Raw genomic sequence first — 25,176 nt, 5'->3', positions numbered from 1 at the left:
GCTCCCGAGACGGGACACTGTTAGACATTCGGACAGCCGAACACGGCGGCGATGAGGAGGAGCGGTGGCGGGCGAGTCCCCCGACAAGTCGGTAGATGAAGAAACGCCGGGGGCGGCGGAGTCGTCCGCGGGGCGCGACCCGAGGCTGTCGGTGTTCCGGCCGAGGGAATCCGAGGACGGTGCCGGTGTCGCCCGTGCGGGCGAAAGCGGAGCCGAGGCCGAGGCCGGCGGGCGGGATGCGCTGCGCGAGGCCGTGGCGGCCTGGGTCGCCACGACGGCGGACGATGCCGATGCCGCGTCGCGCGATGCCGACGAGGACGCGGCCCCCGAGGCCGAGGCTGATTCCGCTTCGGCCTCCGGTTCGACTCCGGCCGACCCGAAGCCCGAGCCGGCGGACAGCGGCCGCACGGCCGTGTTCCGCGCGGTGAAGCCGGGCTCCGCCGCGCGGACTCCCGCGGGTGAGGACAAGGCGTCGGCCGAGGCCGTGGCGAAGCCGACCGGTTCGGTCGATGAGCCTGCGGGCAGCGAGCGTACGGCCGTGTTCCGTGCGGTGAGGCCGGGTGCGGCCGGGGCGGACAAGCCGGCGGCCGAAGCCGAGGTGCGGCCGGTCGGCGAGGCTGGTTCCGGTTCTGGCGAGGCGAAGCCTGCCGTGGAGCGGCCGTCGAAGGCGTCGGCTCCGGCCGACGCGCCCGCGGACAGCAGCCGCACGGCCGTGTTCCGCGCCGTGAAGCCGGACTCTGCCGCGGCTTCCGCCGAGGCGGGAGGGCCGGCGGCCGATGCCGAGGGGCGACGGGCCGGTGAGTCGGGCTCCCCCGAGGCGAAGCCTGCCGTGGAGCGGCCGTCGAAGGCGTCGGCTCCGGTCGATGAGCCCGCGGACAGTGAGCGTACGGCTGTGTTCCGTGCGGTGAAGCCGGGCTCTGCCGCGGCTTCCGGCTCGACTTCCGCCGGGGCGGGCAAGCCGCCGGCCGTGGCCGGTTCCGCTTCCGGTGGGCCGAAGCCTGCCGTGGCGAAGCCGTCGAAGGCGTCGGCTCCGGTCGATGAGCCCGCGGACAGCGAGCGTACGGCCGTGTTCCGTGCCGTGAAGCCCGGCTCCGTCGAGGCGAAGCCCGAGGGCGGGAAGCCGGCGGCTCCGGCCGCCGGGGCTGCGGACAGTGAGCGCACCGCCGTGTTCCGCGTGCCGAAGGTGGACGCGCTGAAGCCCGACGCCGGGCATAAGTCGAAGCCCGCCGCTGCCAAGTCGGGCTCCGCTTCGCCTTCCGCTTCCGCCCCGGCCGAGGACAGCGAGCGCACCGCCGTCTTCCGCGCCCCGAAGCCGGAGGCGCCCGCGCCCGAGGCCCCCAAGGCCAGCACCTTCGTGCCGCTGCGTACCGACGGCGACGGCTCGACGGAAACGAAGCCGAAGCCGAAGCCGCAGCCGAAGCCGCAGCCGAAGCCGCCGGTCCCGCCGACCCCGTCGGTCTCGGCCGCCGCCTCGACCACCACCGAGCGCCTGGACCGCAGCGACCGGAGCGAGCGGACCACCCAGCAGCCGCTGCCGCCCAAGCCGCCGCTCGACATGCTGGCGGACCTCACGAACAACCCGCCCCCGCCGCCGAGCCCGCTGCGCACCGCCGTCCGCCGGTTCAAGATCTACGCGCCGCTGGTCGTGCTCCTGGGCATCATCCTGGCCATCGTGCAGCTGGTCCGCCCGCTGCCCGAGCCGAAGCTCGTGATGACCGCGAAGTCCTCGTACACCTTCGAGGGCGCGATGCCGCAGCTGCCCTGGCCCAGCGAGGGGCAGGCGTACATGGCGGCCGCCGGCCTCGGCACGCTCGGCCAGTCCGGCGAGCAGAAGCCGGTGCCGATCGCGAGCGTCACCAAGTCGATGACGGCCTACATCATCCTGCGCGACCACCCGATAAAGAAGGGTGAGCAGGGCGCGATGATCGACGTCGACAAGACGGCCGAGACCGAGGGCAAGAAGAACGACTCCGTCAACAACGAGTCCACCCTCGACACGGTCAAGGAGGGCGACAAGATCTCCGAGTACGACGCGATCGCCGCCCTCATGATCCCGTCGGCCAACAACATCGCGCGGCTGCTCGCGCGCTGGGACGCCGGTTCCCAGGAGGCGTTCGTCAAGAAGATGAACGACACCGCCAAGGAACTCGGCATGACCAACACCACGTACACGGACCCCTCGGGTCTGGACGCGACCACGGTCAGCACCGCCGAGGACCAGGTCAAGCTGGGCCTGAAGCTGGTCGAGATCGAGACCCTGCTCGACATCACCAAGAAGCCGAACTGGGTCGACCCGTCCGGCAAGAGCTGGCGCAACTGGAACGGCCTGACCGGACCCGGCGGCGCGCTCGGCATCAAGACCGGTACGACGACGAAGGCGGGCGGAAACCTCCTCTTCGCCGCGCAGAAGAAGATCGGCAACACCAACCAGCTGATCGTCGGAGCCGTCCTCGGCCAGCACAAGCCGTCGATCATCGACACCGTGCTCGCCGCGAGCAAGCAGCTGATGACCGCCACGCAGAAGGCCCTCGACGGCGCGACCGTCGTGAAGAAGGGCGACGTCGTGGGCTATGTCGACGACGGCCTCGGCGGTCGGACGCCGGTCGTCGCCACGGCCGACGTGCAGGCCATCGGGTGGGCGTCCCTGACCGTGACCGTGAAGCTCGCGGACGGCGGTGGCGCGATGCCGCAGACCGCGACGGCCGGTACCGAGGTCGGCATGCTGACCGTCGGCGAGGGCGCCAGCCAGGTCAAGGTGCCGGTGGCACTGAAGAGCGACCTGGCCTCGCCGGGCATCGGCAGCAAGCTGACGCGCATCGGCTGACCGCCGTCCGCAGCCGTCCGCAGCCGTCCGCAGCCGACCGCGGCCGTCCGCGGACCGTGCGGGAGCGAGCGCTGATCCGGCGCCCCGGGCAACCCCGGGGCGCCGGTGCGCGTCTAGCGAGTGTCCGCTCGGTCCCGCCGACCGGACGCGACCTAGGAACCCGGAACGCCAGATGCGTGCCGGTGGGGATCCATGTTGGGGAGTGCGGCAGTGACCACCGCTGAGCAGCAGGGCCGGCCCGGGGCAGCCATCCGGTCGGCAGACGGCGGCGGCCCGGACCGTGGCGCCGTGCCGCCGCAGCAGGGGCCGCACGGGCAGCCCCGGCGGCGCACCCGCGCCCTCGATCCGCTGCGCCGGCACCCCGTGGCCGTCACCACCCTGCTCGCCGCCGTGCTGCACGTCGTCTGGTTCTTCAGCTTCGCCAACAGCGGCGGCGACCTCGCCGCGCAGGACGCCTGGGCCGAGTTCGTGGGCCGGCATCCCGACTCCGCGTACAACCTCGCCTGGTACGGCGGCATGCATCCCGTCTCGTACAGCGTGGTCTCGCCGTACCTCATGCACATGCTCGGCGTGCGCACCACGATGATGATCGCCGGCACCGTCTCGGCCGGGCTGCTGGCCCTGATCCTGACCCGCTGCCGCGGGGCCGTGCGCGAGCCGCTGTGGCCCGCCCTGGCCGGGGCGTACGGGCTGTTCTGCAACGCGCTCTCGGGCCGGGTCACCTTCGGGCTGGGGGCGATGTTCGCCCTCGGCGCGGTCGCGGCGGTCTTCTGCTGGCCCCGCAAGTGGGCGCGGCGACGCTGGGCCAAGGCCGCGGTCGCGGCCCCGCTGGCCGGGATCGCGACCGCCGCCAGCCCCGTCGCGGGCCTCTTCCTCGGGGTGATCGCGGCCGCGCTGTTCCTGAGCGGGCGGCGCCCGGGTGCGTACGCGCTCGGGCTGGCCCCGGTGGCCGTGGTCGGGCTGTCGGCCTGGCTCTTCCCGTTCTCCGGTACCCAGCCGATGAAGATCGGTTCGGCCGGGCTGCCGTTCCTGTTCGGGCTGCTGATCTTCTTCCTCGTGCCGCGGCGCTGGAAGACGGTCCGGATCGCCTCCGCCGTCTACGCCCTCGGGGTCTTCCTGACCTGGGTGATCGACTCCCAGGTCGGCTCGAACGTCACCAGGATGGTGATGCTGTTCGGCGGCGCCGTACTGCTGGCGGCCCTCCCGTACGAGGTCCCGCGCTCGCGGCGCTGGTACGGGGTGCTGCTCGCGTTCGTCGGGCTGAACGCCTGGATCACCACCAACAGCGTCACGGACATCGTCCGCACCACCCCGGTCGCCGCGTGGAACCGGGAGCTGGCCCCGCTCGTGGACCAGCTCCAGAAGGCCGGCGCCGACCGCGGCCGGGTCGAGGTCGTCCCCGTGAGCAGCCACCGGGAGTCCTCCGCCTTCCCCTCGTACGTGAACCTCGCGCGCGGCTGGAACCGGCAGGCCGACCTGGAGCGCAACCCGCTCTTCTACGACGACACCCTCACTGCCGACAGCTACCGGGCCTGGCTGGAGCGCTGGGCCGTGCACTACGTGGTGCTGCCGGCCGACAAACCCGATTCGGGCGGTGAGGACGAGGCGAAGCTGGTGCGCGCGGGGCTCCCGTACCTCCAGCAGGTGTGGGGCGACGCGAACTGGCAGCTCTTCAAGGTCGACGCGCCGACGAACCTGGTGAAGGGGCCCGCGAGCGTGGTGCGGGCGGGCGCCGACCAGCTGGTCATCGACGCGAAGCAGCCCGGCCGGGTGCTGGTGCGGATCCCGCACTCGCCGTGGCTGGGGCTGGTGGACGCGGCGGGCAAGCCCGTGCCGCCGCCGCAGGAGACGGCGGAGTCGAAGGCGCGGGGAGCCGTGCCCAAGGAGTTCGCGAACACGGCCGGGTGCCTGTTCAAGGCGCTGCCGGACGGCGAGGGCGATGTGTGGACGGAGCTGCTGGTCCCGGCGCCGGGGGAGTACCGGGTGGCGGCGAAGTACCAGCTGCCGCGGGGCACGCCCTGCCCGGAGGAGGTCGTCCGGGCGACGCTGGGGACTCCGGAGCGTCCGGCTCCGGCGACCGGCTCGACTCCCTGATTTCTTTACGTTCCGGTCCGGGTGCGTTGCTCCGTATATATGCATACGATCCCAGTAGTCCGATTGGGTGCTTCCTGAGGGAGTTGACGACGGGATGAACAAAGAGCAGAGGCGGGACGTCCGGGCGGCCATCGCAAAGGCGCAGGAGGCTTCGCAGCCGCCGCGCCCCCCGGGTCACGGCTTCGACGGTCCTGTACGGACCAAGGTCAAGGGCGGACTGCACACGAAGGCCGCCCTCAAGCGGGCCGGCACTCCGCAGGGCGACCGCATCGGCGAACGCAGCAGTGGCCTGAGCTGATCCCCGGGGGGTCCCGCGGGACGGCGCATCCGTGATGGCGCAGCCCTTCCGGCTCCGGCCGGGAGGGCTTCGAGCCGCCTGGGGGTGCGATATGGCCGGATCTCGCGGGATCCGGCCGGAACCCGCCGCTCGCCCGCCCCGGCGGGCGCATTACCGTGACCAGACCATGAACGAGATGCAGCGCAGAGCGCGGCTGCGGCCGAGCCTGCGGCTGCCCGCCTGGACCTCGACCCTGACCTGGAAGGCCACGGTCTTCATCACCCTGATGTGCTGCGGGCTCGCCGCGTTGCTGGGCTGCCTCGTGCACGGTGCCATGACCCGCCAGACCGTCGGCACGGCGCGCGAGAAGGCGCTCGTCAAGCTGGAGCGGACCGTCCAGGGGTACGAGACCGGCGCCCGCCTGCCCCGGGGCGAGGGCATCGACCCCGCGGGCCTGCCCCCGGAGCTGCGCGCCCTGGCGCTCGACGGCAAGCGCGGCACGGCGGTCGGCCGGTACCGCGGGCGCCCGGTGATGTGGGCGGCCGCGCCCGCCGAGGACGGCACCGCGCTCGCCGTGTCCGTGGACTTCCGCGTGGCCGAGCGGACCATCGCCAACCTCGACCGTGCCATCCTCGGCTCCTCCGGCCTGGCCATCGGCGTCACCCTCCTCATCGGCGCGCTCGGCGTCACGCGGATCACCCGGCGCCTGCACGTGACCGCGCAGGTGGCCCGCCGGATCAGCGCCGGCGACCTGGACGCCCGGGTCGGCGACAAGGCCCGCACCAAGGACGAGGTGGCGGCGGTCTCCCGGGCCCTGGACACCATGGCCTCTTCGCTCCAGCGCAAGCTGGAGGCGGAGCAGCGGTTCACGGCGGACGTCGCCCACGAACTCCGCACCCCGCTGACCGGCCTGAACGCCGCCGCCGAGCTCCTGCCACCGGGCCGCCCGGCCGAACTCGTACGGGACCGGGTGCAGGCGATGCGCTCGCTGACCGAGGACCTGCTGGAGATCTCCCGCCTCGACACCCGCAGCGAACGCGTGGAGCTGGACTCGCACGACCTCGCCGGCCTGGCGGCCCGCACGATCCGCGCGTCCGGCACCGACACGGCCCTGACGGTGGTCGCCTCCCCGCGGGTGGAGACGGACCGGCGCCGCCTGGAGCGGATCCTGGGCAACCTCGTGGCCAACGCGCACAGCCACGGCGCCGCCCCGGTCACCGTCACGGTGGACGGCCCGACCGTGACGGTGACCGACGCGGGGCCCGGCTACCCGGAGTACCTGATCGCGACCGGGCCGCAGCGGTTCCGTACGGAGGGCACGAGCAAGGGCCACGGGCTGGGTCTGACCATCGCCGTCGGCCAGGCACGGGTCCTCGGCGCCACCCTCGCCTTCCACAACCGGGCGGAGGGCGGCGCCGAGGCCCGCGTCACCCTTCCAGAGCCCGCAGCACCGGCAGCAACTGAGCCTCTTCCCGGTCGAGATGGGACTCCAGCTCCCGGCTCATGCGCTCGACGCGGTCGCTGAACCCGCCGCCGGCGCCGTCGCCGGGCGCGTCCAGGGCCCGTACCAGCTCCTCCTGGAGCCGCGCGATGACGGCGTGCTCGGCGCCGATGCGCCGGAAGAACTCCCCCATGTGCGGGTGCTGTTGCTCCAGGTACGGGAAGAGCCCCGCGTCCTCGCTGCGGTGGTGGAACTCCAGGGTGTGGCAGAACGCCAGGCAGTGCTGGCGCAGCTGCAGCCCGAGCGAGGCCGCCCCGCCCTCCCGTGCACGGTCCCCCGCGAGCTCCCGTACGTGGACCAGCTGCGCCCGCAGCCAGCCGTGCACGGAGAGCAGCTTCCCGGCGATCCCGCCCTCCGCTTCGGGGACCTCGTGCGTGCGCTGGAGGGCCACGACGGGGATCACCCGCGCGGTGCGGCCCTGGTACTCCCCGTAGCCGGGCTCCGCCCGGACGACCTGAGCGAACAGCTCGTCGCGGCGCGCGCCCGCGGCGGGCACGGCGACGGCCTCGTACTCCTCGGTCCCGGTCTCGACCTGGACGAGGGGGCGTGCGAGGAGGTTGTGGTACCAGGCCGGGTGCCGGTCGGCCCCTGCGGCGGAAGCGACGACGAGCGGCGTGCCGCCGTCGCGCAGAAACCCGAGGGGGACGGTGTGCGGCTTCCCGGACCGGGCGCCGGTGGTGGTGAGAAGGAGCAGCTCGGCCCCTTCGAAGGGGCCGCCGACCTTGCCGACGTTGGCTCGGAACTCTTCGATGATGTTCTGATGGAAAGATGACACGGAGTGCGGATTTCCTCACGGTGTGTATGCGTGCGACGGCAGCGTTACAACCGGGGAAATCACCCGTAGCCGGTGGCATATGTGCCCATGGGCCCGGTCCTTCACAAGCGGGTGCCTGCCCAACCACCGCCCGGCCCACATCTCAGTAGGCGGCGTCACGCGACACGGACGCCATACAACCACAACGCGAAGAGGACCCCCAGCCGTTTTGCGGCGGGGGGTCCTCTGCTGTGCCCTCGGCAGGATTCGAACCTGCGACACCGGCTTTAGGAGAGCCGTGCTCTATCCCCTGAGCTACGAAGGCGGGGGCTTGTCGGAAACGCTGCCGGAAACCCCAGAGGGATCACCCGAGCCGCTTCGGCAAGCGTGCTGGTCAGATGACGTGCGCCCGCCCGGGTGGAGCTGCCCTCGCGGACACTTTCCCCGGCACACGCCTGGTAGTCGTCTGACCGCTGACAGCCTAGCGGATCGTGCTGGGAGTGGTCGCATGGATTGCCGTGGGAGTGGGTCTGAGGTGAAGGCATCGTCGTGACCTGGGGTTTCTGAGCGTCTGGGGTGGTGGGTGGGGAGGCCGGGGGTGCTGCACGGGTGTGGGTAGGCTGCTGGAGCGTCCGTTCTGTTCCGCGCCCGGTGACGGCGCACATCGGAAGGCACGTCTGTTCACGATGCACGTCGAAGGCGACCCCGGGCCATCACAGTTGTGGCTTCCGTGGCGCCAGGCGCTCGGGGAAGTGGCGCACCTCGGAATCCCGGAGTTCGAGCCGTTCCTGGAGGGCTACCTCGAAGGCTGGATCCCGGACGGCTGGATCACGCTCACCTCGGATCGGCAGACCTGACCGGGTGGGGCTTCCTCGCCGCTGATGCCACGGCGAGCACCGTCGCGAGCAACGAAGTGGCGACGAGGGCTGCGAAGAGCGGGGAGTACCCGCCGAACTGCGTGGCGAAGGCGGCTCCGGCCCAGTTTCGCTGAGGCCCATCATGTGGGGTGGCCGCGATACTGGCCGCCCCACCCGCACCATCCGGATCCCGAGGCAGTCCCACCTTGGTGACCCCATCCCGCATCACGCTGGCCCGAAAGCGCCGGGGCCTGACGCTCGCCGAGCTTTCCCAACTCGCGGGGGTCTCCCTTCAGAGCCTGTCCAACTATGAGACCGGCCGGACGGCACCCCGACGTACCACCGTGCAGCGGCTCGCGGGCGGGCTCGGCTTCCCGGGAGACTTCTTCACAGGTCCGGAGATCGACGAGCTGCCCGCCGAGGGCATCTCGTGGCGTGCTCGAAGCAAGACCCGGCCCGCACTCTCGACGCCGCGCGCGGCCGGAACGCTGGCCGCGCTCCTCTATGACTGGATCAAGGAACGCTTCCGTCTGCCGGTCGCCGACCTCCTCTCTCTCGGCAAGCCCGACCCTGAGACCGCGGCCGAGATGGTCCGCACGACGTGGGTGCTGGGGAGCTCCCCAGCACCCAACATGGTGCACCTCCTGGAGGCGCACGGCGTCCGAGTCTTCTCGCTCGCGCCCGATTACGCGGAGGTCGACGCCTTCGCCGTCTGGCGCGGGAGAACCTCGTTCGTCTTCCTGAACGCGATGAAGTCCGCCGAGCGCAGCCGCTTCGACGCCGCCCACGAACTCGGGCACCTCGTCATGCACGGCACCGACCGCGAGTGCGCCGGCCCCGAGGCCGAGCGGCAGGCGAACGACTTCGTCAGCGCCTTCCTCATGCCCGCTTCGAGCGTGCTGGGACACATGCCGGCCGGGGCACACGTCGATCAGATCCTCAAGGGCAAGGCCATCTGGAACGTGTCCGCGATGGCCCTGACCTACCGCATGCACGACCTCGGACTACTCACCGACTGGCAGTACCGTTCCGCCTGCACCGAGCTGAGCCAGCGGGGCTACCGCAAGGCGGAGCCCGAAGGCATGAAGAAGCGGGAGACCTCTCAGGTGCTCACCAAGGTTTTCCAGGGCCTGCGGTCCACGGGAATGAAGCCGGCGGCGGTGGCAGCCGAGCTGGGCCTCACGTCGGACGAGATGAACGAGATGCTCTTCGGCCTGACGATGACGATGGTCGGCGGCGGAGGCCAGCGAGCCGCATCGGAGCCTCGGCGCGCCTTGTCCCTGGTGCCCTGAACGGCCAATGCTCATCCTCGCTTTCGCCCTTTGGCGCTCCGTTCCTGCAGGGGCTCCTGAGGACCGCAACGATGAGGTGGAAGGGATGACCGCCGAAGGTTCGAGCGCACCGGACGGCGCGGGATGAGCGAGGTCGCCAGGCCTCGGGGCGACGACCGGACGCCGCGCGCACGCCCGAGGAATGGGGAAGCCGGCGGCCCGCGGCTCGAAGGCGGTCGTCGAGGAGCTGGACCCGGCGACCGGCACAGGGGGCAGAAGGGCCTCGATGCAGGGTGTACGTGTTCCTGCCTCGCAACCGGTGCAGCGAGGCTGGCGCGCTGTTTGATCACCCAGGCGATGGCTCGTCCTGCGGCATCACGAGTAGCAGGTACGAAGATGGCGCCACTCCAGCCGAGCCTGCAAGATGTACGAGCGGGTTACCTGGCAGCGTCGCCGTCGAGGTCCAGGCGGATCAGGGCCAGCGCCTCGGCAATCTCGACGGTCATCTCGTCGTCGGGGCCGAACACCATGCACATGTCCTGATGGAGCGGTTCGAGGACCTGCCTGGCTTCGGCGGTTTGGCCCTGGGCGAGCAGCAGTATCCCGATGTTGTGCCGCAGCTCCACCGCTTCCTCGCTCACGTCACTGTCGACGGCCCGCACCACGTTCAGCACGCCCTGGAGCGCGGCGAGCGCATCGGTGACCTGACCCAGTTCGGCGCGGCACCGGGCCGCCTGGGCGCGGCAGGCGCGGGACTGCTCGCCCGTGGGCCCGGCGATGCGGGCGTAGGCGTCGGAGAGAGCCTCGAACTCGGGCAGGGCGGCGCGGTAGTCGCCGCCGAGGAGGCGGATGGCCGCTCGCTGGCGGCGCAGCGCCAGAACGGCCTTGCTCTCGGAGCCGAGGGCGAGGGCCGCGGGTTCGATGATCTCGCCGAGCACCTCGGCGGCCTGAGTGAACCGCTCCTCCGCCAGCAGGGCGTCGGAATGGGCGTACGCCGCCTTGATGTCCTCGCGCAGTTGGGCGGGAACGGGCACCGGCCGGGCCCCCGGGAGGACGGCCGTGGGCGGCACATCATCAGGTACGGGCGACTGGGCGCGGGCACGGGGCGCGAAAGGACGACGGAAGACGCCCGTCGGGTCGGGCGCACCGGCCGGCCCGGCGTCCGTCGTGCCGGGTTCCTGGCCCGGAGGCGGCAGGAACGGCAGCAGCCGCGCGTACACCTCCTGGGTGTCGGCGGGCCGCGCCTCGGGCGCCTTGCGCAGCAGGTGCAGGACCAGCTCCTCCAGTGGCTCGGGGACGTCGGGCCGCAGCTGTCGCAGCGGGGTGGGGGCGGCGTTGACGTGCTGGTACATCAGCAGGTACTCGCTCTCCGCCTCGAACGCGAGTCGTCCGCTGAGGAGTTCGTGCAGCACACAGCCCAGCGCGTACAGATCGGTCTGCGGGGTGATGCGTCCGCCACGCACCTGCTCGGGCGACATGTACTGGTGGGTGCCGATGGGGCTGCCGGTGGCGGTCAGTTTGGTGACGTCGGTGCGCAGGATCGCGGCGATGCCGAAGTCGAGGACCTTCACAGTGCCGTCGCGTGCGACGAGGATGTTGCCCGGCTTGAGGTCGCGGTGGATCACCGGGACGTCGTGCGCGTACGACAGTACGGTCGCGACCTGCGCGGCGACGGCGGCGGCCCAGCTGACCGGCAGCGGCCGGTCGGGGCCCAGGTAGGCCGACAGGGGCACACCGTCGACGAGCTCCATCACCAGGAACAGCCGCTCGTACGACGCGTCGAGCACCGCGTCGTACACCTGCGGTACGCCGGGGTGCTGGATGCGCGCGGTGATGCGGGCCTCGCGGCGGAAGCGCTTGGCGAACTCCTCGGCCAGTTGCGGGGAGGTGACCGACGCCTGCCGGATGAGCTTCACGGCGACGGGCCGGTCGAGCACGGCGTCGTAGCCGCGCCAGACGTCGCCCATGCCGCCGTGGCTGAGCTCCTCCAGGAGTTCGTAACGGTCGGAGATCGCCTCCTGCGGCACCTTGCCCCCGGTGTGCGTGATGAACAGTCATGGTCAGGGGTCAAGTGTGGCCGCAGGGGCGATCGACCGTCCAGCGGTTACGGCGCGCAAGGCGCCACGGGGGCCGCCGACTGCTGGGACCGGCACCCGCGCCCTGGCACGGTTAGCTGAGACGGAGAACGCCACTACTCCGGAGATCCGTGGGCGACCCACGGATCAGGCTCAGCCTTCCTGGTCGCGTTCCTCCTCGTCCCCGCGCCGACGGCGCGCCAGCTCGGCGATCCCGCTGGAGACCTTCCCCTTCATCGAGCCGGCCCGGTCGAGGGTCTCGTTGCCGAGGCTTCTGGCGGCACCGACGCCCTTTGCTCCTGTCTCGAGCGCCTTGTCCCTCACCTCCGTGGCCGCGTGCACCCATCGTCTCGCGTCCGATGACCGGCGGCCGGACTCGATCCCGAGTCGCCCGTGAAAGTCATGGACGCCGGTTGCGACGTGGTTGCTCGACTGGACTATGGCCGGGGACTTGGTCGGGTGCAGCAGCACCTTCGCGTTGGCGGTGTCAGCAGCCGCATTCATCCGAGCCACCAGACGCTCGGTGCTCCGCGCGATGAGATCGAGCCGGTTCTGTCGAGCGACCCGAAGCCCGAGGCGATGCCGGTCCAGCTCCTCCGGAGCATCGTCCAGCACCCGGTCGAGTTCGAGCACGGCGATCGCGTCCTGAAGTTGGAAACAACGAGCCAGCACGGCGAGCCACTCCTGAGCCTTGGACTCGGCTTCGCTGGCCGCCGTGGCGAGATCGCCGATCTTGGACTTGCTCTTGTGCTCCACCTTCTCCGCGAGTGCGTCGAGTTGACACAGCGCGTACGCCTGGGTCTCCGCGATGGTCGTCGGCGCGGCCTGCACCTTTGACCACGTGACGTCGGAGACCCGCCCCACCTGCTCTCGGATGGTCATGGTCTCCTCGATCACGAGGTCCACGCCGATCATGCGGGCCAACGCAGCGTCCTTCTGGGCGCGGAGCACGTCGTCGACCTTCTCGTCGATCGCGGCGAGGTAGTCGGTGATCTCGTCCATGGTCTGCTGCATCGCGAGTTGCGCCATGATCCCCGCGGCACCAGCCAGACGCGCCGGGTTGGTCAGGAACGAGCCGACCCCCTTCTCGATCTGGAGCCATGACTTGATTGAGCCGGGTTTGCCCAACATCGCATGGCTGACGCCTGGCGTCTTGGTTTCCATCAGCCCGAACTTCTTGAGACGCTGCGCGGACTCCGTGGTCAGCTTCACCCAGCGACCGGAGTTGCCGGCGATCTCCGAACCTGCCTGCGCGACTGCAGCCCCGGTGCCGAAGACGGACCTGAGCCGTCCTGGTCCGATGTCCTTCGACGGCAGTCCCTCCGAGGCGAGGAAACGTTCGACATCCGTCGGATTCCCGATGACCGCCAGTCCATCACCGTCACTGATCAGCTGAATCGCGTTGTCCATTGCCCGCTCCTGAAGTGGCTTCGCAGTTGAGGGGTAGTGCGGTGAGCACGGCGATCGCCGTGCAGGGGCCAAGGTCTTCCTCCAAAGGGCGCCCCGGCCGGCGCTTCCGGCCGGGGCGTACGTACACATCAGACGTCTCAGACGTCGTCGTCCAAGCCCTCCTCGCGGCGGATCATCCGCCAGGCGGCCTTACGGGCGCTGCGGTCCAGGCTGGACTTGAAGCCCTTGTCGGGCCCGAAGTACTGGCGGCCCATGCCCGCGATGGTGTCGATGTGGTCGGCCATCTTGTCCGCGAAGACGTTGTCGAAGACGAGGCCGAAGTTCTCCTCGTCGTTGACGACGGCTGCCGCCCGCACCTTCGGGTCGGCCTTTGCCTCCTCGAACGGGCGGATGACATCCTGCTCGGTGAACTCGGTGCCGAAGCGTTCGTTGAAGTCGTCGATCAACTTCGAGAGCAGCGACTTCTCCGCCTCCTTGGCACCGCCCGTGCCGTCACCGAAGCCCTGCATCGTCGTCGGCCCCTCGGAAGTGAGGGAGACGTCGTACTCGCCGGTCTTCTCCACCCGCATGTGGCTGAGGTCGATCTCGCCGATATCCACGCCGCCGTCCGCCCGGCGTGGCAGCCGGTTGAGGAGGTAGCGGCCGTAGAGGTGCAGCCGCTCCAGCTCGGCGTCCTGGTAGGGGACGATCTGCGCGAGGAAGCCGTATTTCCTGACGTAGTCGTTGAGGGCGGCACGGAAGTCCTCCGCGGCTTCCTGGTCGTCCGTGTCCTCGCTTTCGAGCAGGAGCGTGAAGCGGGCGACGGCGGGGGACAGCTGCCGGTACAGCTCGGCGTGCAGCTTCTCCCACTTGGACTGTGAGCCCGCGGCCTTCTCCTTGGCGGCGAAGTACGCGGCGGCGAACTCGTCCATCTCCTGCCCGGACAGGATCGCCGCCTGCATGACCCGGCTCTGCGCGGTGTAGAGCAGGTTGGGGTCGGAGGGGAGGGTGTTCGCCTCCTCGAAATACGGGCGGAAGGACTCCTGTATGTCGTTGGCGTCGTTGACGAAGTCCAGGACCGCCAGGTCCGCCTGGGTCTTGCGCTCGGCGGTCCGGTTCAGCCGGGACAGGGTCTGGACGGCGGAGATGCCGGTCAGTGACTTGTTGACGTACATCGTCGTCAGCAGCGGCTGGTCGAAGCCGGTCTGGTACTTCTCCGCCACGACCAGGATCCGGTACTCGCGCTGGCCCGCGCCGCCGGCCCGGGCGGCCTTGTCGTCGGCACGCGTGTACGCGAATGCCTTCGGCAGCGCGCTCTCCGACAGCCCGCCGTTCTCCTTCGGCTCGGTGGTCTCCTCGCCGTCGACCGTGAGCGAGCCGGAGAAGGCGACGAGAACCCCCAGGTCGGGGTACTTGGTGTCGTAGTCCCGGTCCTTGAGGTAGCTCTTGATCGCGCGCGCCATCTGCACGGCGGACTGCCGGGAGGCAGTCACCACCATGGACTTGGCCCGGCCGCCGAGACGGCCCCGGCTGTGCGCCACGAAGTGCTCCACGATCACCTGAGCGTGCTGGGCGACCGTCGAGTCATGGGTCAGCGCGTACCGGGCGAGCAGGCCGTTCGCCTTCGACGGGTCGACCTCCCGCTCGTCCGGGTTCTGGTTCACCAGCTTCCAGTACGTGTTGTACGTGACGTAGTTCCGCAGCGGGTCGAGGATGAAGCCCTCCTCGATCGCCTGCCGCATGGAGTACGTGTGGAAGGGCCGGTAGGCCGCCTTGCCGTCGATGTCCTGGAGCGTGCCGAAGAGTTCGAGCGTCTTGGCCTTCGGCGTGGCGGTGAACGCGAAGTAGGAGAGGTTCGCGGCACGGGAACGCTGCTCGGCCCTCTTCTTGAGCTGCTCGTCGAGGGTTGCGGCGGCCGGGGCCTTGACCGTGGTCGCGCCCGCGTCGTCCGAGTCGGAGTCCAGGCCGAGGTCGCGCAGGGCGGACCGTACGGCGGTGGCGGCGTCGCCGGACTGCGAGGAGTGCGCCTCGTCCACGATGATCGCGAAGCTGCTGCCCCGGATCTCGGTGGGGTTGCGCTGGAGGTAGTCGAGCAGCGCCGGGAAGGAGTGCAGCGTGACGGTGACGATCTTCCCTGTGTCGCGGGAGAGGGCCTTGGCGAGCTGCTCGCCCTTGGCTCCGTACTTCTCGTCGATCTTCACGACGAGGCCCGCGGTCTGCTCGAAGTTGCCGACCGTTTCGCGGAGCTGGGCGTCCAGGTTGCGGCGGTCGGTGATGACGATGACCTTGTCGAACACCGGCACGCCCGGCTTGAGGCCCTTGCCGAGGGCCTCGGGGTCGAGTTCGCGCGGGTCGGTCGGGGTGTGCAGGTCGCTGAGGCGGTGCGCGAGCCAGCCGATGGTGTTCGACTTGCCGGAACCGGCCGAGGCCATGACCAGGTAGTCGTGGCCCGCGCCGTGGGTGGCGGCGTGCGCGGTGAGCTTCTTGACCGCGTCCCACTGCTGGAACCGGGGGAAGACCATCGTCTTGGTGGTGCCGCCGCCGGGCGTTTTGCTCTTGTGCAGGTGCACGAACCGCTGGAGCAGGTCCAGCCAGTTGTCCGGCTGCCAGACCTGCTCCCAGAGGTAGGAGGTCGCGTACGTGCCGTAGGCGGTGGGGGCCGGGTTGCCGGCGCCGCCGGGCTGGCCGGGGCCGTTGGAGCCGGTGTTGAAGGGGAGGAAGCGGGTGTTCTTGCCCTTGAGCTGGGTGGCGACGAAGACCAGGTCCGGGTCCACGGCGAAGTTCGCGACGACTCGGCGCGTGAAGATCAGCTCGGTGGGGTCCCGGTCGGTGCGGTATTGCTCCTTGGCCTGCTCCACCCCCTGCTTGGTCAGCGGGTTCTTCAACTCGGCCGTGGCGACGGGGATTCCGTTGAGGAAGAGGGCGAGGTCCAGCCGGTTGCCCCAGTCGGCCTGCTTCGTCGCGTACTCCAGTTCGCGGACGACGGTGAGGTGGTTGGCCCGGTATCCGTCCAGCACGGAGTCGTGGGCGACGAGGTTGGGCTTGAAGTACGCGACGCGGAGGTGGACGCCTCGGTCCTTGACGCCGTTGCGGAGGACGTCGAGAAGCCCGTTGGTGGCGATGGCCTGGTCGAGACGGCCGGCGAACCCGCGCTGCGCCTCGTTCGGGTCGCCGCCGTAGACGGTGAGCAGCTCGCTCCACTCATCGGGCTGGGTCGCTCCGATGAAGGTGAAGAGTTCGTTGGTGTCCAGGCCGAGATCGGCCCGGTAGTCCTGTGGGCGGGCTTCGCGCCAGCCGCGCTCGACCATGGCGGCGACGATGGCGTCGCCGAAGGCGGACTCCGTGTGGATGGGGCTCATGGCTAGGCGGTGACTCCGTCCGTTACGTTGCGCCCGCTGGCGGTGGATACGTCGAACTGGCCGGTTACGGCGGCGGTGATCAGGGCTTGGCGGCGTTCGGCGAGGAGAGCAAGCTGTCGCTTTGCGAGCTTGGCGAGGTGAAGGCTCTTCGCCCTTCCGGCCTCAATTTCTGCCACGAGTACATCTTGCTGTGTTCGCGGCGGACAGTAGATGCGCAGCTTCAGGCAATCTCCAACACGCATGTGCTCGTGCAACGAACCTGCGCCGAGGAGTCGAAATTGCCGGTCCATATGTGATCCCAAGAAGTTGTAGAGCAGTAGCTCCTTCTTGATTACATTTTCATTTGCCCGATATAGTATGATGCGCTGTCCGAGAAAGACCGAGGTGTCCGTGCGCAGCATGCCTACTTGCCCAAGCGGAGCTTCGCGCGTGAAGAGGATGTCTCCGTTTCGGGGGGCGCCGCGACGATTCCATTCGATGAACACTGGACGCTCCACGGAGAAAGTCTCCGATAGATCCACGTCTCCGTTCCGGATGTTGGATGTTCGGATCATCTTGTATGGCGTGGCTTCTGCCGATGTTGGGGCTGTCTTGTTCACGCAGTCGACAATGGCACTACAGACGGCAGATGCCGGGACGGAAAATTCTGCGGAGAACCCAATCAAAGCCTTGTCGATTACTGCTCGCGCCCGCTCTACTGCCAAATCTGACAACTTTTGGTAACGATCAGCCAAGCGGTCGATGCGGGCGGTCTCGGAGTCGAGGAAGTCGGCGATGCGTCGCTGTTCCTCCAGCGGGGGCACTGGGATGGGTAGGCGGTTAATATCCCACTGGAAGAGATGTGGAACACCCATCCCTCCCTTCAGCATATTGATCGCGGCTTGTGTCACGCGACTTTCCAGGACGTAGCGCAAGAACGCGCCGTCAATCCCAGTTGGGCGAATAAGCGCGATTGAACCGTTGACCGTCGCTGGCCGAGGGAGGTATTTGACCAGATTGACAATCCCGAGTGTATTGCCGTCCTTAACGAGAAGGACATCGCCCTCCCGCAGCTTCAGCTCCGGCGACTCTTGATATCGAAATTCGGTGATGTAGTTAACGTTCTCGAAGTCGATCTCGCGACCCTTGATGTTGGGTGTCGAGAGAAATGTGAATCCTTGTGGCTGATACTCGGCCGCAGTGAGGGCCTTCCAGCCAATCCGGGCGTTGACCGAAGTCACCCGGTCAACTCGACTCTTTCGCCAGTGCGCAGGCAGCACAGGTAGTTCAACGGTCATTCCGTCACCTCACCCAGCAGCGCCTGAATCTCCGTCTCCAGAGCCTTCAGCTCTGCGTCGATCTCCGCCAATGGCCTCGGCGGCGTATACACGTAGAAGTGCCGCGTAAACGGGATCTCGTAGCCGATCTTCGTCTTCGTGTGGTCGATCCACGCGTCCGGCACGTGCGGCAGCACCTCGAGCTTGAGGTAGTCCTCGACGTCCTCGCCGAGCGGGACGTTCTCGTAGTCCCGCAGATCCGTGTCCGGCTCAGCCGCGCCCTTGATCTTCTGGACCTCGCCCTCCGGGTCCCGGACGCCGATCGTCTCCCGGACCGCCTTCGTGAACGGCGCTCCCGACGGCCAGGTCAGGCCAGCCGCGACCACCGCGTCCTTGAGGGCGATGAACGCGTCGGACTTCGTCGTCCAGGACGAGCCGAGCAGCGTACGCACCGCCGCCACGAACTCCTCGCTCCGCTCCAGCCTGGCTACCGGCTTGGCCTCCGCCAGCGCGGAGACGGTCTCCTCGGTGACCTCGAAGCGCAGCTTCAGCGGCCGCTCGACGGTGATGCGCTGGTAGCCGAAGTCCTCGTTGGCGAAGACCTTGACCTTGCCGTGCAGAGCGTGCTCCGGGTCGCCCGCGACCTGGAGGGCCTCCGCGTACAGGCGGGTGATGTCGCCGATGTGGTCGGGGCGGCCGTTCGTCCCGTCGCCCAGTTCCTTGCGCTTGTCGCCGAGCGACTTGCGCATCTTCACCCACTGGTCGCGCGCGTCGAGCAGGACGACCTTGCCCTTGTGGTCGGCGTCCTTGCGGTTCGTAAGGATCCAGAAGTACGTGGAGATGCCGGTGTTGTAGAAGAGCTGGTCCGGGAGGGCGACGATCGCCTCCAGCCAGTCGTTCTCCAGGATCCAGCGGCGGATGTTGGACTCGCCGGACTCGGCAGCACCCGTGAACAGCGGGGAGCCGTTGAAGACGATCGCGATGCGAGAGCCTCCCCCGCCGTTGACGTCCACTGGCTTCATCTTCGAGATCATGTGCTGGAGGAAGAGCAACGAGCCGTCGTTGATGCGCGGCAGGCCGGCGCCGAAGCGGCCGGCGTCGCCGAGCGACGTGTGCTCGTACTCGACGTCCTCCTTGACCTTCTTCCACTCCACACCGAACGGCGGGTTGGCGAGGATGTAGTCGAACTTGCGGCGAGCGTGGCCGTCGTCGTTGAACGAGTTTCCGAAGCGGATGTTCTCCGGGTCCTGGCCCTTGATCATCAGGTCGGAGCGGCAGATCGCCCAGGACTCGGGGTTGAGCTCTTGCCCGTACACCTCGACCGTCGCGTCCGGGTTGAGAGCGAGGATACGGTCGTCGGCGGCGCTGAGCATGCCGCCCGTGCCGCAGGCCGGGTCCATGACGGTGCGGACGACACCGGGCAGGCTGAGGGCGTCCGCGTCGGGCGCCACCAGCAGGTTCACCATCAGCTTGATGACCTCGCGCGGCGTGAAGTGCTCACCCGCAGTCTCGTTCGACTGCTCGGCGAAGCGGCGGATCAGCTCCTCGAAGATGTAGCCCATGTTGTGGTTGGGCACGACATCGGGGTGCAGGTCGAGGTCGGTGAACCTGCCGATGACCTGGTAGAGCAGGTTCGCGCCGTCGAGCTTCCTGACCTGCTGGTTGAACTCGTACTTGTCGAGGACCTCACGGGCGTTCTCGGAGAAGGCACCAACGTAGATCTGCAGGTTCTTCGCCGCGTTCTGCGGGTCGGCCGCGATCTTCTTGAGCGTGAGGTCGCTCCGGTTGTAGAAGGAGTGACCTGAGGCCCTGCGCAGGAAGTGGCCGGTGTCGATGTCCTGGCCCGCGAACCTGTCGACGGTCTCGACGACCTTCTCGCGCGTCGGCTCCAGGACGCACTCCAGGCGGCGCAGCACGGTGAACGGCAGGATGACCTTGCCGTAGTCGGACTGCTTGTAGTCGCCGCGCAGGAGATCGGCGACGGACCAGGCGTGGTTCGCCAGCTCCGTGTGCTTGCTGCTGTTCAAGAGGTCCCGGCTTCCTTCCGAAAGAGCACCGTCCGGGCGTGGGACGGCTGGGATTTAGTGTGGTCGTGTGCGGTGGGACGCGTAGGGCGTTTCAGACAGAACGGCTACCCGGAGTGCCCGGGCCGGCCGGTGGCAGGAGTACCCCGGCGGTCAGGCCTGTGGTCAGGGTGGCCGCGGTGTCGGCGGCTAGGTCGGCGGTTCGGCGGACGGCCGCGCGCAGTTCGTGCACGCGGCGGAAGGCCTCCCCGTAGCGCCGTTGTTCCTCCAGGGGCAGCAGCGGTACGCGCAGGCGGCCCGGTGTGACGTGCACGAGGCTGCTGCCGGTCGAGGCGGAGGCGATGTTGTCCTCGGCGCCGAGGAACCCGGCCAGGAACCACGGATCGAGGCGTGCGGGGTCGGGGCGCAGGAGGTGGATGTGCTGGCCCAGCAGGGCGCCGGCGTCCCGGTCGTCCGCTACCCGGGTCATCGCCGCCGCGTTGCCGCCGTTCGCGACGGCGCGTACGAGGACGTCCCCGGCGGCTACGGGTTGCGCGGCGTCCGCGTGGATGTCGACAGCCGTGCCGGAGGGCGGGTTTCCGGCCGCGATGTCGCGGGCCGTGAGGACCGGCCGCTCAACGGCGGGGGCGCCGGAGCCCTTGGAGCCTCGTGTGCCGGGCGTCGCAGCCCGCAGCACGGTGAGGGCGCCGCCGCGTGCCAGGTCGGAGACGGTCGCCGTACGCCACTCGCGGGCCGAGGCCCCGGACGGCTGCCACCCGCCGGAGGCGGAGGAGGCCGCCAGCGCGGCGACCTGCTCGGCCAGCTGCCCGCGCAGGTCGTCAACACGGCGGGCCAGCGCGGCCGGGTCGATGTCGGCCGCGGTCGCCCGGACATGGCGGGCCGGGGTGACGTCGACGACGTCGTCGAGGAGGTCGACGAGCGGCACCGCGCGGGCGACGCCGGGCTCGTCGGCGTAGGCGTCGGGTGCGGCGGTGAACGCGGCCCACTGGCCGAGGACCCGGTCGGTCAGCCCCGCCCAGTCGAAGGCGGCGGCGGAGGAAGAGGTGGCGGGAGAGGAAGACGAAGAGCCGGATCGGCGCGGGCGTGAGCTGCCACGCGTGCCGGCGTCGGCCGTGGCCGTGGCCGTGTCGGTCGCGGGCGCCGTGCCCGGGGCACCGTCGCGCTGCTCGCCCTCCCCGTCGACGAACAGCACCGTCGTACGGTCCGTGCCGCCCGGCTCGGGGCGTTGGAACACCCAGATCTGCAGGCCGATGTGGAGCGGATACGCGGCACGCGCCGGAAGGGAGACGACGGCGCGCAGGGCCCCGCCGCGGATGAGTTCCGCGCGGACGCGGCGGCCGGAGGAGCGGAAGGCGAGCGCGGGCGGCAGCAGCATGACGGCGTGGCCGCCGGGCTCCAGGTGCGCGAGGGCGTGCTGCACCCAGGCCAGTTCGGACTCGAAGCGCGGCGGAAGTCCGTACGCCCACCTCGGGTCGTAGGCCAGCTCGTCGTGACCCCAGTCCCGGTCGCCGAACGGCGGGTTGCACAGGACGGCGTCCACGGTGACGTCGGAGAAGGCGTCGTCGCGCAGGCTGTCGCCGACGCGGATCGCCGTCTCGGCCTCGGGTGCGGTGAGCAGCAGCCGGACCGCGGTGCGCCGGCCCTGGACGGGGAGCGAGTCCTGCCCGAACAGCTCCCGCGCGCCCCGCCGGGCGGCGGCAGCCAGGAGCGTGCCGCTGCCGCAAGCGGGATCGAGGACGCGGGACGTGTCGGCGGGCAGGAGCCGTGCCATGAGCACAGCCAGGCCCTCCGGGGTCTGGTAGACGCCGCTGACGGCGCCCTCGTCCAGTTCGCGTTCGGCGAGGACGTCGACGGCGGCCTGCGGCCCCGCCTCACGGACGCAACCCAGCAGCGCGCGGACCGCCTCCGCGTCGTCCGGACCGTAGCGGACCGGCTCGGCCTCGGGCACGGCGGCCGGAAGCTCGCCCGCGGTCTTCTCCGCTAGGGCGATCAACCGGTCGTCGGGCAGGGCGGCGAGTTCTGCCAGCTCCTCTGGTGTGCGGCGGGACGCGGCAGCCGCCAGCGGGAACAGACGCGAGGCCACTCCCGAGCCGGGTCCCAGCAGCCGGAGCGACGTACGCAGTTCCTCGGTCGGCGAGGCGGTGGAGGTGTGCCCACGGCCCCGCAGCCACGCCTGGACGGCCGGCAGGTCGTAGAGCGGGCTGGATTCCGTGCCTGCGCTGGGAGCCGGAAAGTCGTCGTGGCGGCGGCGCCAGTTGCTGACGGTGGCGCGCGTGACCCCTGCGATACGGGAGATCTCGGCGGCCGTCACGTGCGCTGAGGGCGCCGGTCGGGCTGGTGGCTGCTGGGGCATGGCGTGGGGCTCCGCACCTCTCGGGCCAGTCGGACAGGGACGGTTAACAGATTACAACAGTCGTCAAATTCGTCAAGCTGTTTGACAGTGCTTTCAGTGTCATGCTTATCTAGTCATGGTTCCGAGTGGAAGCGTGAGCGGGCTACGCAACCGCACTGTGGACCCCCGACGCGAACGCCGGGGCGACGTCCGCACCCAGCACGTGCCGCTGTCCGCCCCACACTCCGAACGAGCATCCGCCCCCCGGGAGACGCACATGACCGTGACGGAACAGCCCCAGCTCAACGCGGACGAACGCACCGACCCCACTCGGCCGCACCCCGCCGACCAGCCCCCGCCCCTGGCCGATCTGGTCCGGACCCGTCTGGTCGAGGCGGTACTCCCCGAGTCCGTGAAGGCGCTGCTGACGGAGGCGCTGGGCGAGAACGAGACCCGTGGAACCTCCCCGGGCGGCCGGATCTACCTCGGCTCCCTCGCCGTCAACGGCTTTCGCGGCATCGGGCCCCGGGCCCGGCTGAGCCTCAGCCCCCGCCCGGGCGTCAACCTCGTCGTGGGCCGCAACGGCTCCGGCAAGTCCAGCCTCGCCGATGCCATCGAGGTCGGCTTCACCGGCACCCGCGCCCACCGGCCGGGCCAGGACGCCACGCGCGGCGGCCACTGGTACAACCTCCACAACGCCGACAGCCCCAAGATCGAGCTCAAGCTGGCGATCGAGGGCGACACCGGCAATAGCACCCTCACCCGCACCTGGGCGAGCCAGGAGTTCGGCAGCTCCGAGGCCACCTTCAAGCGCCCAGGCCACGGCACCGTTCCTGGGGCCGAGGCGGGCTGGGACACGGCCCTCGCCGACCACCGGCCGTTCCTCTCGTACACCGACCTCGACCTCATGCTCACCGGCAAGCCGTCCGAGCGGTACGACGCGATCGCCACCATCCTCGGCATGGAGCTGCTCTCCACCGCGACCAACCGGCTGAGCGCCCGGGAGAAGGCCCTCGCCAACACGGCGAAGGAGGTGAAGGACGCCCTGCCCGGCCTCAAGGAGGCCCTCTACGCGCTGGGGAACGACGACCGCGCCGTACAGGCCCTGCTCGCCGTGGACACCCCGGGCGCCCTGGACCTCGACACCATCGATGCCCTCGTCGCCGGTCTTCCCCCGGCCGATGACAGCCGGCTCGCCGAGCTCCGGATCGAGGCCGGGGTGCAGGGGCCCGACCTGGCGGAGGTCGAGGAGGCCGTCCGGCGGCTGCGCAACGCCCTCGCCGACGTAGAGGACCTGCACGGCACCGACGCCGAGAACGCTCGGCTGCGCGCCGACCTGCTGGAAAAGGCCCTCGACCACGCCCACCGGCACCCCGACGACGACGTCTGCCCGACGTGCGGAACGGAACGGGTCCTCGGACGGGAGTGGTGCGAGCGCGCCTCCCACCAGGCGGCGGAGCTGCGCCACGAGGCGAAGCCCGCCGAGGACGCCCACAACGCCGTCCGGACCGCCAAGCGGAACCTCCACAACCTCATCGAGAACCCCCAGCTGATCCCCGCCGCACTGGCCGACCCGTGGAAGGAGTGGACCGACTGCCGGCGGATCACCGAACCCACCGAGCTCGCCAGGCGCGCCGAAGAAGCCGCCAAGGTCCTCACCGACGCCTGCGACACCGTCAGGAGCCATGCGTCCCACCAGCTGGAGGAGCGCGACGAACGGTGGCGGGCGCTCATCACCCGGCTCGCCACCTGGGCGGACAAGGCGCGCCAGACCGAACGGGACAAGCCCCTGCTGAGCGACCTCCGGAAGGCGCTGAAGTGGCTCAAGGACCTCTCCACCGAGCTGCGGGAGCAGCGCATGGAGCGCTTCACCGACGCCACGCAGGGCATCTGGGAGCGCCTGCGGCAGGAGAGCAACGTCGACCTCACGGCCGTGAGCCTGAAGGGCGGCGAGAAGGCGAACGTCCGCAGGCTCGTGATGTCGGCCTCCGTCGACGGCCAGGACGCTCCGGCGCTCGACGTCATGAGCCAGGGGGAGCTGCACTCCCTCGCGCTCTCCCTCTTCCTGCCGAGGGCCACCACCGCGGACAGCCCGTTCGGCTTCCTCGTCATCGACGACCCCGTGCAGTCCATGGACCCGACCAAGGTGCACGGACTCGCCCAGGTGCTGCACGAGCTGGGCAGGCACCGGCAGATCGTCGTCTTCACCCACGATCCCCGTCTGCAGAAGGCGTTCACCGACCAGGAGCTGCCGGTCACGGTCTTCCATGTGACGCGGGGCGAGGGGTCCCGGGTGAAGGTCGACTGCGTCGACGACCCGGTCAAGCAGGCCATCGGCGACGCCCGGGCCATCGCCGCCACTCCTGGGCTTCCCCCCGAGACGTACCGCCACGTGCTGCCCGGCCTGTGCCGGATCGCCCTGGAGAACGCGTTCCTGGAAGCCGCGTGGATCCGCCACCACCGCACCGGCGGCTCGGAGCACGACCTCCAGGCCGCGATCGACAGCGCGGAGAGGTTCCTGGAGGTCGCCGCCTTCGCCCTCTTCGGCGACGTGAAGCGCGGCGGCGACGTCACGGGGGAGGTGCTCCGCCGCTACGGAAACGCGGCATGGTCGCTGATCAAGCAGTGCCAGAACGGGTCCCACGCCGGCGGTGCCTCCATCCCCGACCCGCACGGCTTCGTCTCGGACGTGGCGGACCTGGCGCAGAAGATCCGCAAGCCGGAGGTGACCGCATGACCACCCCCGTGCCCGCGTCCGTCGAAGGCCTGCTGCTGACGGCCGACCGCCTCCTCGACGGCGAACTCGCCGACGCCACTACCGCCGGCCGGCACCGCGGCGCCTGCCTCGCGCTGCGGACCGCACTGGAGCTCCGCGTCGAGCAGGTGCTGGACGCCGTGATGCCCGGGCTGCCCCGCACCACCGGGCGCGCCAAGCTGCTCCTGCTGCACTTCGTCGCGCCGGCCGGAACGGCCCGGCGGGCGAAGGCCCTCTGGTCCCAGTTGAGTCTGGGATGCCACTACCACCTGTACGAGTTCGGACCCACGTACGACCAGGTGCGGGTCTGGCGGGCCGAAGCCGGCGGTCTCGTCCGCGAACTCGGCAACTGATCGTTCGTCACCGTCCGGTTTCTGATAGTTGTTTCACGGGGTACGGGCACATGCC

Annotated in this window: 14 protein-coding genes and 1 tRNA gene; 7 read left to right on the top strand and 8 right to left on the bottom strand. The window is 70.0% G+C overall.

The features are described from left to right. The first annotated feature begins 64 nt into the window (after positions 1 to 64). From E6U81_RS40895 to E6U81_RS06015, 4 genes are all read left to right on the top strand, one after another. Entirely contained in the window at positions 65 to 2,824 is a 2,760-nt protein-coding gene (locus tag E6U81_RS40895; protein WP_240803672.1) for a hypothetical protein, read from the top strand. A gap of 348 nt (positions 2,825 to 3,172) precedes the next feature. Next, positions 3,173 to 4,918, top strand: a complete 1,746-nt coding sequence (locus E6U81_RS06025) for an MFS transporter (protein ID WP_136229303.1) — start codon at positions 3,173 to 3,175, stop codon at positions 4,916 to 4,918. Positions 4,919 to 5,012: 94 nt separating this feature from the next. Then, a complete protein-coding gene (locus tag E6U81_RS06020; RefSeq protein WP_240803671.1) occupies positions 5,013 to 5,216 on the top strand; it encodes a hypothetical protein in 204 nt (67 codons plus the stop codon). A gap of 175 nt (positions 5,217 to 5,391) precedes the next feature. Beyond that, the gene (locus E6U81_RS06015) at positions 5,392 to 6,720 is read left to right on the top strand and encodes a HAMP domain-containing sensor histidine kinase (RefSeq protein WP_136229302.1); all 1,329 of its coding nucleotides are present in this window, start codon (positions 5,392 to 5,394) and stop codon (positions 6,718 to 6,720) included. Here E6U81_RS06015 and E6U81_RS06010 read toward each other — a convergent pair. Together E6U81_RS06010 and E6U81_RS06005 are read right to left on the bottom strand one after the other, a co-directional pair. Further along, positions 6,623 to 7,471, bottom strand: a complete 849-nt coding sequence (locus E6U81_RS06010; RefSeq protein ID WP_136229042.1) for a nitroreductase/quinone reductase family protein — start codon at positions 7,469 to 7,471, stop codon at positions 6,623 to 6,625. The two genes, E6U81_RS06015 and E6U81_RS06010, sit on opposite strands and share 98 nt — an antisense overlap. Positions 7,472 to 7,702: 231 nt before the next feature. Next, positions 7,703 to 7,775 (bottom strand) — tRNA-Arg (locus tag E6U81_RS06005). Positions 7,776 to 8,516: 741 nt separating this feature from the next. On the opposite strand from E6U81_RS06005, the gene E6U81_RS06000 reads away from it, so the two are divergent. Further along, positions 8,517 to 9,599 (top strand): XRE family transcriptional regulator, encoded by a 1,083-nt coding sequence (locus E6U81_RS06000; RefSeq protein WP_240803702.1) that lies wholly within the window; start codon positions 8,517 to 8,519, stop codon positions 9,597 to 9,599. Positions 9,600 to 10,015: 416 nt separating this feature from the next. Here the strand turns inward: E6U81_RS06000 and E6U81_RS05995 are convergent, their stop codons facing one another. From E6U81_RS05995 to E6U81_RS05970, 6 genes are all read right to left on the bottom strand, one after another. Further along, positions 10,016 to 11,605: a serine/threonine-protein kinase gene (locus E6U81_RS05995; protein ID WP_136229040.1), complete on the bottom strand. Its 1,590-nt coding sequence runs from the start codon at positions 11,603 to 11,605 to the stop codon at positions 10,016 to 10,018. 201 nt (positions 11,606 to 11,806) lie between these two features. Next, on the bottom strand, positions 11,807 to 13,063 hold the full coding sequence (locus E6U81_RS05990; protein ID WP_136229039.1) for a hypothetical protein: 1,257 nt from the start codon (positions 13,061 to 13,063) through the stop codon (positions 11,807 to 11,809). 137 nt (positions 13,064 to 13,200) lie between these two features. Next, positions 13,201 to 16,401: a type I restriction endonuclease gene (locus tag E6U81_RS05985; protein ID WP_136229038.1), complete on the bottom strand. Its 3,201-nt coding sequence runs from the start codon at positions 16,399 to 16,401 to the stop codon at positions 13,201 to 13,203. Positions 16,402 to 16,403: 2 nt separating this feature from the next. Then, complete coding sequence (locus E6U81_RS05980) at positions 16,404 to 17,678, bottom strand: restriction endonuclease subunit S (RefSeq protein WP_240803670.1); 1,275 nt, start codon at positions 17,676 to 17,678, stop codon at positions 16,404 to 16,406. Further along, on the bottom strand, positions 17,675 to 19,684 hold the full coding sequence (locus E6U81_RS05975) for a class I SAM-dependent DNA methyltransferase (protein WP_136229037.1): 2,010 nt from the start codon (positions 19,682 to 19,684) through the stop codon (positions 17,675 to 17,677). Before E6U81_RS05975 ends, E6U81_RS05980 begins: the two co-directional genes overlap by 4 nt. Before the next feature lie 91 nt (positions 19,685 to 19,775). Beyond that, positions 19,776 to 21,992 carry an N-6 DNA methylase gene (locus E6U81_RS05970; RefSeq protein ID WP_136229036.1) on the bottom strand — a complete coding sequence of 739 codons (2,217 nt, stop codon included), beginning with the start codon at positions 21,990 to 21,992 and terminating at the stop codon, positions 19,776 to 19,778. 298 nt (positions 21,993 to 22,290) lie between these two features. On the opposite strand from E6U81_RS05970, the gene E6U81_RS05965 reads away from it, so the two are divergent. Further along, positions 22,291 to 24,750, top strand: coding sequence for an AAA family ATPase (locus E6U81_RS05965; RefSeq protein WP_136229035.1), 2,460 nt, complete (start codon positions 22,291 to 22,293; stop codon positions 24,748 to 24,750). Next, positions 24,747 to 25,121, top strand: a complete 375-nt coding sequence (locus tag E6U81_RS05960; protein ID WP_136229034.1) for a hypothetical protein — start codon at positions 24,747 to 24,749, stop codon at positions 25,119 to 25,121. The genes E6U81_RS05965 and E6U81_RS05960 overlap by 4 nt, the downstream gene beginning before the upstream one ends. Positions 25,122 to 25,176 lie beyond the last annotated feature (55 nt).

This window comes from Streptomyces sp. A0592 (assembly GCF_004795115.1).
Taxonomy (GTDB): Bacteria; Actinomycetota; Actinomycetes; order Streptomycetales; family Streptomycetaceae; genus Streptomyces; species Streptomyces erythrochromogenes.
Note: the sequence above shows the minus strand (reverse complement) of the source record. Positions and strands in the feature narration are given on the sequence as shown.

What these genes read in the sequence shown, in the direction of transcription:
- E6U81_RS06020 (WP_240803671.1), top strand. Translation starts at nt 5,013, where the DNA reads ATGAACAAAGAGCAGAGGCGGGACGTCCGGGCGGCCATCGCAAAGGCG.
- E6U81_RS06015 (WP_136229302.1), top strand. Translation starts at nt 5,392, where the DNA reads ATGCAGCGCAGAGCGCGGCTGCGGCCGAGCCTGCGGCTGCCCGCCTGG.
- E6U81_RS05990 (WP_136229039.1), bottom strand. Translation starts at nt 13,063, where the DNA reads ATGGACAACGCGATTCAGCTGATCAGTGACGGTGATGGACTGGCGGTC.
- E6U81_RS05985 (WP_136229038.1), bottom strand. Translation starts at nt 16,401, where the DNA reads ATGAGCCCCATCCACACGGAGTCCGCCTTCGGCGACGCCATCGTCGCC.
- E6U81_RS05980 (WP_240803670.1), bottom strand. Translation starts at nt 17,678, where the DNA reads ATGACCGTTGAACTACCTGTGCTGCCTGCGCACTGGCGAAAGAGTCGA.
- E6U81_RS05965 (WP_136229035.1), top strand. Translation starts at nt 22,291, where the DNA reads ATGACCGTGACGGAACAGCCCCAGCTCAACGCGGACGAACGCACCGAC.
- E6U81_RS05960 (WP_136229034.1), top strand. Translation starts at nt 24,747, where the DNA reads ATGACCACCCCCGTGCCCGCGTCCGTCGAAGGCCTGCTGCTGACGGCC.